We start from the raw sequence: 12,877 nt of genomic DNA, 5'->3' as shown, positions 1-12,877 counted from the left end.
GGCAGGAGATTGGGCATGAAGCGATATCTCATCTTCGTTGCCGTAGGCCCGGCGCTGGGCGGCTTCGCGCTGCTCCTGGTCACGACCTACATGTCCGGCTATTGGACCAACACCAATCCGGGCGAAGTGGCCAAGCTGTTCAAGGTCTTCGTCACCTCGCTGCAATACAGCTATCTGTTCGGCTTCCTGCCGGCGCTGATGATCTGCGCGATCGACGACATCCTGTTCCACGTCAGGCGCATCGGGCCGACGTTGCGGATGCTGCTGGTGGGAGCCATCGCCTTCCTGCTCGCGGCCTTCAACTACGCCTCGCACGGCTCCGAATACGGCATCATCCAGTGGATCCTGTACGGGCTGGTCGGCTTCATCCCGGCGACGGTGTCATCGTGGCTGGTGCACAGATTCGTCGAGGAGCCGCAGCCGGCGGTCGCCACCGAGCCGCCGACTGCGTAAGCAAGCTGAACACACGAGCAGCTCGGCCCTACCTGCCGTTGCCGCGGCAGCGGCCGCCGGGGCCGATGTGAAAGCCGCGTGGGCAAGCGTGCGCCGCCGGATTGGCGTAGTTGCGCAGGCATCCGCCATAGGGACCGCGGTGCCAGCCAGGGCCGCAGCCGCCGGCGACCTGAATCACCTCCGGCTTGGATCCGGCGTCGATCGAAGCCAGCGGCATCGCAGATGCGCCGACGGTCAGAATTCCCAACAGGAGCGTGCTGGTGAGGATGGTTCGCATCGATGGTCTCCCTGGTTTGATTTGCGAATTGGTCAGCCGCCCGCCGCGAACGCGATGCCGGCACGCACCTCGGTGATGGCCTGATCGATCAGCCCCAGCGCGCGTTCGCGATGGCCGCCCTTGTTCGGTGTCGCCTGAGCCAGCTCGGCTCGCGCCGATTGCAGCATGGTGACGGTCGCGGTCATGTGCGGCTGCGCGCCGAGCGCGTAGCCGATCCCGATGCAACCCGCGAGGGCGGCGCCGAGGCCGAGCTTGCGGGCCGCGGAAGACATGGTCATTTCAATCTCTCCTCGGACTCATGGCTGTTCGACTTGGAGGATGCAGGCCGCAACGCATGTCGGCGTGCGTCCATCCGCATCGCTAGTTGAACCCGTTGCCGCTGTCTTGGACTCATCGGCATGAACGGTCGCGCGACTTGGACTGATCGGCGCTCCCGATCCGTCCTGATGAGCTTTGCCGACTTCAGCGGCCGTTCATCCCGCCGCTGCCACATTGATCGCGTTGCTTCGGAAATTCCTTTGCCTCGGATCTGATTTCGATGACCATCGTCAGGAAAATGCTGTCGACCGACATGCTGCCGAAAGGGCTCGACGACAGGCAGCGCTTCTTGTGCTTTGCGGAATTGTTCGAGCACTTCTCCAACACGGGCGAGCTCGATCCGGCCGAGGACGTGCCGTTTCGCGCCGTAATGAACGCCATCCACATCGGCACCACCCTGCTCGGGCGCTGCGACGGCACCTTCACCCGTGTCAGGCGCGAACGGCGCCAGGTGCTCGCGACCAACGACGACCGCTATTGCCTGGCGCGCAACGCCGGCAGTCGCGAGGCGATGGTCGTTCATCGCGGACGCGAGTTCGCTCTGCGGCCGGGGGCGATGGTGCTGCTCAAGCTCGATGAGCCGTTCTTCAGCGCCGATGGCGCCAATCACAAGCGCTTCGTCAACGTGCATCTGCCGATGATGACGCTGCGCTCGATGGTCTCCGGTGTCGATGACCTGGTCGGGCGCGAATTGGCGCCCGGCGGCGCGCTGTCGCTCGCGATGGACTACAGCGAATTGCTGCTCGCCCATCCCGCCGCGGCCGACGAAGCCGGCCCGGCGATCGCGCAGCATCTGCTCGATCTGGTGGCGCTCGGGCTCGGTGTCCGCGGCGACGCGATGCGCAAGGCCGGCCGCGGCGGCCTGCGCAGCGTTCGCCTCGCGGGGCTGCTGACCATTCTGAACAGCCGCTTTGCCGAGCCGGATTTTTCGGCGCAGAAGCTTGCGGCCGCGGCGGGCCTGTCCGAGCGCTACGTCAATGACCTGCTGCACGAGGCCGGCGCCGGCTTCTCGGCCCGGCTGAATGAGCTGCGCCTGCGCAAGGCCATGGACCTGCTGGCCGGTGGCGGACGCCGCATCAGCGATATCGCGTTTGCCTGCGGCTTCAACGACCTGTCCTATTTCAACCGCTGCTTCCGGCGCCGCTTCGGGCTGACGCCGACCGGCGCACGGGGCCGCTAGGCGAGACAAGGCGGCGGTTCGACGCAACTTGTGCCGGGCCCCGCGCGTTGCCATCTCATGGGTATGCAAGACCAGATGTCCACCTCGCCCCGCCGCGCATCGGGACGCGCCTCGCAGGCGCGCTTCAACTCCGATGAGGCGCGCGGACCGATCATCGACCAGGACGGACGAGAGATCCCGCAAGGGGCGTTCCGGTCCTCGTTCAATGGCGCCTTCGTCGGCCCGGATGGCGTGCGGTTCGATTTCAACACCGCCAATCCGTTCGGCAACCTGACCCGCGAGCAGCGCATCGCGCGGCTCGAGGCGGTGGCGAAGCTGCTCGACGTCGCCTTCGTCCTGCCCGGCACCAACATCCGCTACGGCATCGACGGCATCATCGGCCTCATCCCGGTGGTCGGCGACCTCATCGCGACCGCGCTGTCGCTGTGGCTGGTGCGCGAGGCCCGGGCGCTGGGCGCGCCCTGGCACGTCATCACGCGGATGCTGGGCAATGTCGCGGTCGAGGGCGTGATCGGCATGGTGCCGGTGGCGGGCGACGCCTTCGACGTGCTGTTCCGCGCCAACATGCGCAACGCCAAGATCCTGCGGCGGTGGCTGGATACCCAGCCGCGCTGACGTGCGACGGGACCGGGGCAACAAACGGACAAACAGACCCCCATAAAAAACTGCCCCGCACGAGGCGGGGCAGGGTATCGAAGAATGCTCTGGCAGCCGTCAGGCCGCATCGGCGTCCGGCGCCTTGTCGACCACGCGGCGCGGCAGCGGAAACGCCTCGCTCTCATACAGGGTGCGGATGCCGTTCTGGTCGAACCGGGCCTCCTCGACCTGCAGGTAGGCGCCATTCAGCGAATCCGCAGGCAACTCCTCCATGGCGAAGCGCACGGCTTCGGCCGCGGTGCCGAACCGCCGATAGGCGAAACCCGCCCGCTTCTTCTTGCGGATGGCGGCGGGAAACAGTTCGGCAGAGGTGTTGAAGTTGAACGGACGCAGTGGACGCATGGTCTGAGACCTCTTCTTGTCGGCTGGAAGCGCTGACGCGAGCTTTCAAAACACTCAGCTTGGCAATGACGCCAGCGATTGCGGGGGTGGAGGGCGGGATTTGCCGCTCCAGGCGGCCCGGCCCTGCATAGTCAGTTACGACCCCTAATATAGGCCGATTTGGCAGAAATGCGAATCCTGCACGCTCACATCGTAAATCCGGCCCGCTGTGGGCCGCCTTGAAACATGCTGTCTTTTCAGTAGCTTAATTGATCCGCAACTTGTGAATGCAGGAGAGCCCGATCTGCACGGCTAAAATCTCACCCCTTGTGGCCGGTTTTGGCCGCCCGCGCCTCGCCCGCCGCAAGCCAGCGGCCCCGAGTACCGTCGATGACGGGACCGGGGCCAGGCGTGCCATCAGCGCGGTTTCAGCTTCAGCGCCGCCGAGTTGATGCAATAGCGCAGGCCGGTCGGCCCCGGGCCGTCGGGAAAGACGTGGCCGAGATGGCCCGAGCATTTCGAGCACAGCACCTCGGTCCGAACCATGCCATGGGTCGTGTCGGTCTCCTCGTCAACGTGGCTCTCCGTCGCCGGCCGGGTGAAGCTCGGCCAGCCGCAGCCGGAATCAAACTTGGCGTCGGACTCGAACAGGGTCTGGCCGCAGCCGGCGCAGACATAGGTCCCGGCGCGGTGCTCATGCTCATACTCGCCCGAGAAGGGGCGCTCGGTCGCCTTCTCGCGCAGCACGGCGTACTGCATCGGCGTCAGCTCCTTGCGCCATTCTGCCTCGCTCTTGACGACCTTGTTGTTCGTCTTGGTGTCGCTCATCCTGTGGTCCTCCAGGCGGACCCGTATGGTCCGCCCCTGTCATGGCGCTGGTCGGGCCGAACGCGACGCCTCAGTTCGTCGCCTTGGCGTCCCGGACCAGCGTCGGCTTGTCGATGTAGTTCTCGGCAAAGATCTTCTTCAGATTGTCGATCTTCGGCAGGTCGTTATAGGCGATATAGGGTTGGCTGGGGTGCAGCGTCAGGTAGTCCTGGTGGTAGTCCTCGGCCGGATAGAACGCCTCGAGCTTGCCGATCTTGGTGACGATCGGCTTGCCGAACACCTTGGCCTTGTCGAGCTGCGCGATATAGGCCTCGGCGACCTTCTTCTGCGCCTCCGAGGTGGTGAAGATCGCCGAGCGATATTGGGTTCCGCTGTCCGGGCCCTGGCGGTTCAACTGGGTCGGATCGTGCACGACCGAAAAGAAGATCTGCAGGATCTTGCCGTAGGAGATCTTCTTCGGATCGTATTTGATCTGGACCGATTCCGCGTGGCCGGTCGTGCCGCTCGACACCGTGCGGTAGTCGGCCGTGGCCTTGGTGCCGCCGGCATAGCCGGAGACAGCGCTGACCACGCCGGCGGTGTGCTGGTAGACGCCCTGGACGCCCCAGAAGCAGCCGCCGGCGACCACAGCGGTTTCCAGCGCGTCGGAGGCCGGCTGGTCCTGGGCCGGCGGCGGGATCACAACGGCCTGCTCGGCGGCATGCAGCGGCTGCCAGGCCAGGATGCCTGCCGCCATCGCACCGAGCACGGCTGTCTTGACGAAAAGGGAGCGGGTGAGGCGCATCTTCGAATCCTCGTGAGGGGGCTTGTCTCGTCTCGCCGGCCGGAAACACTGGCCCGGCCCGGCCTCTGCTGCAAGATACGTCCGTGCCCGTCCGGCGTTACGGGGGAAGTGACACGACTGCGTGAACAGGCGGGGGGCGGCGGCACGTGCGCAATCGCCCAATGGTGCCGGGACGACGCTGGGAGTTGTGGCGAGACCGTTCCAGGCATGACGATGTGGTCTCGCGGCCCGAATTGCCCGAGGGATGCCGGTTCATCGGCCCTCCGAAGTGGAGGGCGCAGGGAAGGCCGGACCTCGACTGAGGCCCGTGGCCCGCCTGCTTAAAAAATGCAGGCGGCAGGTACCACAGGTTCAGCCGGACAGATCCGGCCCTCCCTGCGCGACGGTGTTAACGCTTATACGTGCTCTCCCCGGGGACCGGCTGTCTTGCCCCCGTCGCCGGCGGATCATCACCGCCAGCTTGGCCTCAGCGTCGGGAGGCCAGGACCACACGCTTTCGCCGTCCGCGCCATGCCGTTCGTCGGCAGGTCCAGGACCCGCTGCAACATGTCGCGTCCATCGCATTCCGCTGCCAACGTCCGTGACGATCGCGATACGTCCCCTGCCGTGCAACGAAACGCAGGCATCATAAGCCTGATTTGGGCAGAGCGCGAAATGATTTATGTTTTTCAGAATACCTTGACAGCTTTTGTCGTCGCCGGCCGATTTGCCCGACGGGCTGCAGGGCGGTGCTGGGCGCGGTAACCGATCCTGCATCGTCGGCAGCCATCAAATTCGCAACGACGGGGTGAGGTCATCGGATGCGCGCCATCTCGTTCACGAACTCACGATGACGTCACGCTTCGTCGATCCTCGAATGATGGTGTGGTTCAGGTCTCGCGGTCGTGATCCCGGCAAGGCGACAACGCCGCGAATATTTCGTTTCCGCCGCGGTCAATACAGAGGCGGTCGCGCCTCACTGATGACGGCTCTGACCAGGTCATCAATCGCGTGCGTGGTCTCCGCATCCTGAGAACCTGGAGAACAATCATGACATCCTGGAAATCAAAGGCGGCAGCCTTGCTGCTGTCGATGGCCACTGTTGCGCCAGCATCGGCGCAGGGCTGGTTTTTCGGCGAGCAGGAGCCCGGGGCGTTTCAGGCGATGTATCCCGATCGCGACGTGCTCAACGGCGGCGCGCTGACGCCGGCGGGGAGAATGGGCATGGAGCGCGCCTCCGGCGCGGTGCTCGTGTTTCCGCCGCGGGCCCGTCTCAGCCCGTATGATCGGCTGCCGCTGCGGCGGTGACGCGTCGGACCGTCGGCACGAGTCATCCCTTCGCCAGCTCTGAGACATGAGCGCGCTCACGAAGGGTTGTCGGCTCGCGCAGTCGTGATAGGGGGGCAGCCTTCGCCCGCCTACATGATCGCAAGCGTGAATTGATGCACCACAGAGGGAAGACCGATCATGATCATATTCAGGAGCCTGGCGGCAGCTCTGCTGATGTCGACGCTGGCGGTGACCGCGGCATCGGCGCAATTCTCCGAGCCGGCGGCCTATGAGGCCATGCATCCCGAACGCGACGTGCTCAATGGCGGCACGCTGACGCCGGCGGCACAGGCGGAGTTGGCCCGTCGCGGCGCGCCGGGCCTTCCGAATGCCAATGCAGCGATGCGGCCGGCCGATATGGCGAGGCCGCACCGGCGTCATCGGCGCTGAGCGGGGTGGCTCAGCTCGCGTGCTCCTCGCGCTCGTGGATCACGCTGGCGCGGCCGACGATGAGGTCGTCGACCTGGCCGATGCGCGAGACGTCCTTGCCGGCATAGGGCAGCGAATGCAGCACGCAGCGCATCGCGTTCAGCCGCGCACGCTTCTTGTCGTCTGACTTGATCACGGTCCACGGGCAGTCGGCGGTGTCGGTGGAGAAGAACATCGCCTCCTTCGCGCGGGTGTAGTCGTCCCATTTGTCGAGCGACGCGGTGTCGATCGGCGACAGCTTCCACTGCTTCAGCGGATGCGCCTCGCGCTCCTTGAAGCGGCGGCGCTGCTCGTCGCGGCTGACCGAGAACCAGAACTTGATGAGGTGGATGCCGCTGCGCACGAGGTTGCGCTCGAACTCCGGCACCTGGCGCAGGAACTCGTCGTACTCGACCTGAGAGCAGAAGCCCATCACGCGCTCGACGCCGGAGCGGTTGTACCAGGAGCGGTCGAACAGCACGATTTCGCCCGCGGTCGGCAGATGCTCGACATAGCGCTGGAAGTACCACTGGCCGCGCTCGACGTCGCTCGGCTTGTCCAGCGCCACCACGCGGGCGCCGCGCGGATTGAGATGCTCCATGAAGCGCTTGATGGTGCCGCCCTTGCCGGCGGCGTCGCGGCCTTCGAACAGCAGCACCAGGCGCTGGCGCGCATCCTTCATCCAGTTCTGCAGCTTCAACAGCTCGGTCTGCAGGATGAATTTCTGCTCCTCATAGTCCTTGCGGTACATGCGGAATTTGTAGGGGTAGCCGCCCTGGCGCCAATTGTCGGCGAGCTCGTCGGAGGTGTGGCGCTTGTCGGGCTTGGCCTTGCCCTCGATCAGCGCCTTCATCAGCCTGGCATCGTCCGGCGCGGCGCCGTCCAGCATCGCCCGGACCGGCGCGGAGTTGGGGTCGAGGGCCGGCGGGCCGTTGAGCACGGTCTCGAACGCCGACAGCTCGGTGATCTGCGCGGCCTGCATCGATTCGTCCACAAGCGACTGACCGATCGGATCGAGCTTGGCTGCGGACTGCCGGCGCGCGACACGCGCCGTGGCGCTCGCGCGCTTGCTGCGCTGACCGTTGGAAGCCTTGTCTTTCGTCGTCTTGCCTTTGGTCTTGCCTTTCGTGGTGTTGGACTTTGCCATACGATCCCGCCGCCTGCTGCTGGTTTAACAGAGATGTGAATCGATCTTTATCCGCCAAGGACCCTGCGTCAGGTTGACGTGGATCAACCTGCCGCAGGTGGGTACCAGCGAGGCGAGCAAAATCGTCTCGCGCGGTAAAGCCGGCGTTACACCACGATCGACAGCCGCTTCGCGGCGCGGGTGATGCCGGTGTAGAGCCAGCGGGCGCGGCTTTCCTGGAAGGCAAAGCTCTCGTCGAACAGCACGACGTCGTCCCATTGCGAGCCCTGCGACTTGTGCACGGTCAGCACGTAGCCGTAGTCGAACTCGTCATAGGGCTTGCGCTGCTCCCACGGGATGTCCTCGATGCCGCCGGCGAAGCATTCGCCGCGCACCGAGACTTTCGTGACCTTGCGTCCGAGATCCTCGTCGGGCGCGACCCGCATGGTGACGATCTTGGACTTCGAGGTCGCGCGCGACTTCACCCGCCACAGCCCCCCATTGAACAGGCCCTTCTTGCGGTTGTTGCGCAGGCAGACCAGCTTGTCGCCGGCGACAGGGAGCGCGTCCTCGATGTCGAGGCGCTGCCGGAAGCGGTTGTTGTAGGCGCGTCGGGTGGCGTTGCGGCCGACCAGCACCTGGTCGGCCTCCATGACGCGGGACGGATCGAGCTCGCGGCGCTCGACCACCTCGCTCTCGCCGTAGCGGCCGACGTCGAGCGTGTTGCCCTCGCGCACGTCCATCGACATCCGCACGATCGGATCGTCCTTGGCCTGGCGATGCACCTCGGTCAGCATCACGTCCGGCTCGCTGTCGGTGAAGAAGCCGCCCCCCTTGACCGGCGGCAGCTGCGCGGGATCGCCGAGCACCAGCAGCGGGCAGTCGAAGGACAGCAGGTCGCGGCCGAGATCGGCGTCGACCATCGAGCATTCGTCGATGATGATCAGCTTGGCCTTGGAGGCCGGCGCGTCGTCCCACAATTCGAAGTTCGGCTGCTCCTCGCCGGTTTCTTGCGCGCGATAGATCAGCGAATGGATGGTGGAGGCGTTGTCGCAGCCCTTGCTGCGCATCACCAGCGCCGCCTTGCCGGTGAACGCCGCGAACTTGACCTCGCCGTCGACGCCCTCGGCGATGTGGCGGGCCAGCGTGGTCTTGCCGGTTCCGGCATAGCCGAACAGCCGGAACACTTGTGGCGTGCCGCTCTGGCCGGGCTTGGCCTTCAGCCAATCGCCGACGGCCTTCAGCGCGGAATCCTGATGCGGGGAGAAGGTGGTCATGGCTCACAGGGATGGAGCCGCGCGGCGACTCGGGGACATTCCGTGAACCTAAGGGCTGATGCGGGGAGATCAAGCGCTAGCTAAGGCAGGGGTGCCTCGCTTCAGAGAATGGAGGCCGAAAGCGTGCGGCGCGTACGGTGTGCTCCCTCCCCCCTTGTGGGGGAGGGTTGGGGAGGGGGGGCTCCGGGCGACGCCGCCCGTGTGGGCCCCCTCCCCAACCCCTCCCCACAAGGGGGAGGGGAGCCGACTGCGCGCGCGGCGACGGCTCGGCCATTCAGAGAAGTCGACTACTGCCAGCCCGGCACGCCCCGCATGTCCGGCAGGTGGTGCGCGATGCCCTTGTGGCAGTCGATGCAGGTCTTTTCGCCGGTGAACAGGAAGCGTTGATGCGCTTCGACGGCGCGCGGCGACTGCTTGGTGATGTCCATCGACTGGGAGCTGTGGCAGTTGCGGCATTCGAGCGAGTCGTTCGCCTTGAACCGCGCCCACTCATGCAAGGCGAGCTCCAGTCTGCGGTCGGTGAACTTCTCGCGGGTGTTGATCGAGCCGAACAGATGGCCCCAGACCTCCTTGGAGGCCTGCATCTTGCGCGCGATCTTGTCGGTCCAGTTGTGCGGCACGTGGCAGTCCGGGCAACTGGCGCGCACGCCGGAGCGGTTGGAGAAGTGAACGGTCGACTTCAGCTCGGCGAACACGTTGTCTTTCATCTCGTGACAGCCGGTGCAGAACTTCTCGGTGTTGGTGATCTCCAGCGCGGTGTTGAAGCCGCCCCAGAAGATCACGCCGGCGAGGAAGCCGGCGAGCACCAGCACGCCGAGCCCGAACACGGAGCTCGGCTTCAGCAGCACGTCGATGAGGTCGAGAATGAACTGCCAGGCGCGGCCGGCAAGGCCGAGCTGCTGCTCGGGGACGGGTGCCTTGGCGCCCTCCGGGATGTCGGCGCTGCTCATCGCTTGCCACCCGGCTTGTCGTGCGCCAGCAGCGTGTCGATGTCGACGAAGTCGTTGCTGACAGGCGGATTGGCGACACTCTGCGGCACGTGGCACTGGGTGCAGAAGTAGCGGCGCGGCGACACCGACGCCAGGAACTGGCCGTCGCGGTCCATGAAGTGGGTGATCGACAGCATCGGCGCCTTCGACTCCGCGATGCGAGCACGGGCATGGCAGGACAGGCATTTGTTGCCCTGCATGTCGACCTGATAGCCGTCGATCGAATGCGGGATCACCGGCGGCTGCTCCGGATAGTTGCGCACCTCTTTCTCGGCGGTGTTCTTCGTCGGCTGCATCGGCGGCGCCGGGCCTTCGTCATTGAGCGGCGTGGGGCCGCGCAGCGACGAGGAGACGCTCTGGGCGAGCAGGGCGCTCGAGCCGGCCGCAAGGCTGGCCGCGAGCAGCATCATGGCAAGTCTCTTGATCATGATCGTCACACCCGCTCGATGCGCACGGCGCATTTCTTGTAATCGGTCTGCAGCGAGATCGGGTCGGTGGCGTCGAGCGTCACCTTGTTGATCAGCTTGGACTCGTCGAACCACGGCACGAAGACGAGCCCGCGGGGCGGCTTGTCGCGGCCGCGGGTCTCGACGCGGGCGCGGATGAAGCCGCGCCGCGAGGCGACCTTGACCTCGTCGCCGCGCCTCAAGTTCGCGGCCTCGGCATCGTCCGGATGCATGAAGCAGACGGCTTCGGGGAACGCCTTGTAGAGCTCGGGCACGCGGCGCGTCATCGTGCCGGAATGCCAGTGCTCGACCACGCGTCCGGTCGACAGCCAGAACGGATAGTCCTTGTCCGGCGATTCCGCCGGCGGCTCGTAGGGCAGGGCGAAGATGCGCGCCTTGCCGTCCGGGAAGCCGTAGAACTGCACGCCGGTGCCGGACTTGACGTAAGGGTCGGAGCCCTCGCGGAAACGCCAGCGCGTCTCCTTGCCGTCGACGACAGGCCAGCGCAGGCCGCGCTCTTTGTGATAGGCCTCGAACGGCGCCAGGTCATGGCCGTGGCCGCGGCCGAACGAGGCGTATTCCTCGAACAGGCCCTTGTGGACGTAGAAGCCGAACGCCTTGGATTCGTCATTGGCATAGCCCGGCTCGATCTGGTCGACCGGGAATTTGTCGACCTGGCCGTTCCTGTAGAGCACGTCGAACAGCGTCTTGCCGCGAACCTCCGGCTTCTTGGCGATCAGCTCCTCGGGCCAGACCTCTTCGATCTTGAAGCGCTTGGAGAACTCCATCAGCTGCCAGAGGTCGGAGCGCGCCTCGCCCGGCGCCGAGACGAGCTGGTGCCAGAACTGGGTGCGGCGCTCGGCATTGCCATAGGCGCCTTCCTTCTCCACCCACATCGCCGTCGGCAGAATGAGATCGGCGGCGAGCGCGGTCACCGACGGATAGGCGTCGGAGACGACGATGAAATTGTCGGGGTTGCGGAAGCCCGGATAGGTCTCTTCGTTCGCGTTGGGGCCGGCCTGCAAATTGTTGTTGACCTGCACCCAATAGGCGTTGAGCAGGCCGTCCTTCAGCATCCGGCTCTGCAGCACCGCGTGATAGCCCGGCTTGTCCGGGATCGTACCTTCCGGCAGCTGCCAGATGTGCTCGGCCTTGGCGCGGTGCTCCTTGTTGGTGACCACCATGTCGGCGGGCAAACGGTGCGAGAAGGTGCCGACCTCGCGCGCGGTGCCGCAGGCCGAGGGCTGCCCGGTCAGTGAGAACGGGCTGTTGCCGGCCTCGGCGATTTTGCCGGTCAGAAGATGGATGTTGTAGACGAGGTTGTTGCACCAGACGCCGCGGGTGTGCTGGTTGAAGCCCATGGTCCAGAACGAGACCACCTTGGTCTTCGGATCGGCATAGAGCTCGGCGAGCGCCTGCAGCCGGTTCAACGGCACGCCGGACATCTCGGCGGCCTTCTCCAGCGTGTAGTCCGAGACGAACTTCGCATACTCGTCGAACGAGATGTCGGTGGCGTCGTTCGGGTTGGCGGCGCCCTTGGCCTTCTTCTGCAGCGGATGCTCCGGCCGCAGGCCATAGCCGATGTCGGTCTGGCCCTTCTTGAACACCGTGTGCGCCTGGACGAAGTCCTTGTTGACGCGGCCTGTCGTGATGATGTGGTTGGCGATGGCGTTGAGGATGTAGAGGTCGGTCTGCGGCTTGAACACCATGCCGATATCGGCGAGGTCGAACGAGCGGTGCTCGAAGGTCGAGAGCACGGCGACCTTGACATGCGGCGTCGACAGTCTCCGATCGGTCACGCGGGTCCACAGGATTGGATGCATCTCCGCCATGTTGGAGCCCCACAGCACGAACGCGTCCGTGGCCTCGATGTCATCGTAGCAGCCGGGCGGCTCGTCGATGCCGAAGGTGCGCATCATGCCGGCCACGGCCGACGCCATGCAGTGCCGCGCATTGGGATCGATGTTGTTGGAGCGGAAGCCGGCCTTGAACAGCTTGGAGGCCGCATAGCCTTCCCAGATCGTCCACTGGCCCGAGCCGAACATGCCGACGCCGGAGGGCCCGCGCTTCTTCAGCGCCTCCTTGTACTTCTGCGCCATGATGTCGAAGGCTTCGTCCCACGTGACCGGCGTGAACTCGCCGTTCTTGTCGTACTTGCCGTTGGTCTTGCGCAGCATCGGGTGCGTCAGGCGATCATGGCCGTACATGATCTTGGACAGGAAATAGCCCTTGACGCAGTTCAGGCCGCGATTCACCTCGGCCTTGATGTCGCCATGGGTGGCGACGACGCGGTTGTCCTTGGTCGCGACCATCACGCTGCAGCCGGTGCCGCAGAAGCGGCAGGCGGCCTTGTCCCATTTCAGCTCGCTCTGCTCGCGCTCGGTGACGAGGTTCGCCGCGAGCGAGGCGCTCGGCATGCCGGCGGCGGCCGCGGCAATCGCGGCGGCTTCCAGCTTCAGCATCTGGCGGCGATCGATCTTCATGTCGGTCATTGGAGTCTCGTGT

15 protein-coding genes are annotated in these 12,877 nt (G+C 65.5%); 5 read left to right on the top strand and 10 right to left on the bottom strand.

Annotated elements, in window-relative coordinates; translation table 11 throughout:
- The first annotated feature begins 15 nt into the window (after positions 1-15).
- Complete coding sequence (locus ACQR10_RS18995) at positions 16-453, top strand: DUF5413 family protein (protein ID WP_315803336.1); 438 nt, start codon at positions 16-18, stop codon at positions 451-453.
- A gap of 28 nt (positions 454-481) precedes the next feature.
- Here ACQR10_RS18995 and ACQR10_RS18990 read toward each other — a convergent pair whose 3' ends face one another.
- Positions 482-730, bottom strand: a complete 249-nt coding sequence (locus ACQR10_RS18990; protein ID WP_315803337.1) for a GCG_CRPN prefix-to-repeats domain-containing protein — start codon at positions 728-730, stop codon at positions 482-484.
- A gap of 32 nt (positions 731-762) precedes the next feature.
- A complete protein-coding gene (locus ACQR10_RS18985) occupies positions 763-1,008 on the bottom strand; it encodes a hypothetical protein (protein ID WP_316177639.1) in 246 nt (81 codons plus the stop codon).
- A 260-nt stretch (positions 1,009-1,268) separates the two neighbouring features.
- Here ACQR10_RS18985 and ACQR10_RS18980 point away from each other — a divergent pair, with 260 nt between their 5' ends.
- The gene (locus ACQR10_RS18980; protein ID WP_315803339.1) at positions 1,269-2,228 is read left to right on the top strand and encodes a helix-turn-helix transcriptional regulator; all 960 of its coding nucleotides are present in this window, start codon (positions 1,269-1,271) and stop codon (positions 2,226-2,228) included.
- 63 nt (positions 2,229-2,291) lie between these two features.
- The gene (locus tag ACQR10_RS18975; RefSeq protein ID WP_316217550.1) at positions 2,292-2,843 is read left to right on the top strand and encodes a DUF4112 domain-containing protein; all 552 of its coding nucleotides are present in this window, start codon (positions 2,292-2,294) and stop codon (positions 2,841-2,843) included.
- A gap of 99 nt (positions 2,844-2,942) precedes the next feature.
- Here the strand turns inward: ACQR10_RS18975 and ACQR10_RS18970 are convergent, their stop codons facing one another.
- From ACQR10_RS18970 to msrA, 3 genes are all read right to left on the bottom strand, one after another.
- Positions 2,943-3,227: a hypothetical protein gene (locus ACQR10_RS18970; RefSeq protein ID WP_315733902.1), complete on the bottom strand. Its 285-nt coding sequence runs from the start codon at positions 3,225-3,227 to the stop codon at positions 2,943-2,945.
- A gap of 396 nt (positions 3,228-3,623) precedes the next feature.
- Positions 3,624-4,034 carry a peptide-methionine (R)-S-oxide reductase MsrB gene (gene msrB / locus ACQR10_RS18965; protein WP_315803340.1) on the bottom strand — a complete coding sequence of 137 codons (411 nt, stop codon included), beginning with the start codon at positions 4,032-4,034 and terminating at the stop codon, positions 3,624-3,626.
- 70 nt (positions 4,035-4,104) lie between these two features.
- A complete protein-coding gene (gene msrA, locus ACQR10_RS18960; protein WP_316217472.1) occupies positions 4,105-4,818 on the bottom strand; it encodes a peptide-methionine (S)-S-oxide reductase MsrA in 714 nt (237 codons plus the stop codon).
- Positions 4,819-5,847: 1,029 nt separating this feature from the next.
- Between msrA and ACQR10_RS18955 the strand changes: the two genes are divergently transcribed.
- The gene (locus ACQR10_RS18955; protein WP_316217471.1) at positions 5,848-6,105 is read left to right on the top strand and encodes a hypothetical protein; all 258 of its coding nucleotides are present in this window, start codon (positions 5,848-5,850) and stop codon (positions 6,103-6,105) included.
- A 159-nt stretch (positions 6,106-6,264) separates the two neighbouring features.
- Complete coding sequence (locus ACQR10_RS18950; protein ID WP_315803343.1) at positions 6,265-6,516, top strand: hypothetical protein; 252 nt, start codon at positions 6,265-6,267, stop codon at positions 6,514-6,516.
- A gap of 10 nt (positions 6,517-6,526) precedes the next feature.
- On the opposite strand, the gene ppk2 is transcribed toward ACQR10_RS18950, so the two are convergent.
- The 5 genes from ppk2 to napA all read right to left on the bottom strand — a co-directional run bounded on the left by ppk2 (position 6,527) and on the right by napA (position 12,864).
- Positions 6,527-7,681: a polyphosphate kinase 2 gene (gene ppk2 / locus ACQR10_RS18945; protein ID WP_316217468.1), complete on the bottom strand. Its 1,155-nt coding sequence runs from the start codon at positions 7,679-7,681 to the stop codon at positions 6,527-6,529.
- A gap of 146 nt (positions 7,682-7,827) precedes the next feature.
- On the bottom strand, positions 7,828-8,937 hold the full coding sequence (locus ACQR10_RS18940; RefSeq protein ID WP_315803345.1) for an ATP-dependent DNA helicase: 1,110 nt from the start codon (positions 8,935-8,937) through the stop codon (positions 7,828-7,830).
- Positions 8,938-9,224: 287 nt separating this feature from the next.
- Positions 9,225-9,887: a NapC/NirT family cytochrome c gene (locus ACQR10_RS18935; protein WP_316182347.1), complete on the bottom strand. Its 663-nt coding sequence runs from the start codon at positions 9,885-9,887 to the stop codon at positions 9,225-9,227.
- Positions 9,884-10,336 (bottom strand): nitrate reductase cytochrome c-type subunit, encoded by a 453-nt coding sequence (locus tag ACQR10_RS18930; protein WP_316237569.1) that lies wholly within the window; start codon positions 10,334-10,336, stop codon positions 9,884-9,886. Before ACQR10_RS18930 ends, ACQR10_RS18935 begins: the two co-directional genes overlap by 4 nt.
- Before the next feature lie 23 nt (positions 10,337-10,359).
- Positions 10,360-12,864 (bottom strand): nitrate reductase catalytic subunit NapA, encoded by a 2,505-nt coding sequence (gene napA, locus ACQR10_RS18925; RefSeq protein ID WP_316182350.1) that lies wholly within the window; start codon positions 12,862-12,864, stop codon positions 10,360-10,362.
- Between the last annotated feature and the right edge of the window lie 13 nt (positions 12,865-12,877).

The organism is Bradyrhizobium sp. HKCCYLRH2060 (assembly GCF_051168135.1).
Taxonomy (GTDB): Bacteria; Pseudomonadota; Alphaproteobacteria; order Rhizobiales; family Xanthobacteraceae; genus Bradyrhizobium.
The sequence above is the reverse complement of the archived record's forward strand: the minus strand, read 5'-3'. Positions and strand labels throughout refer to the sequence as shown.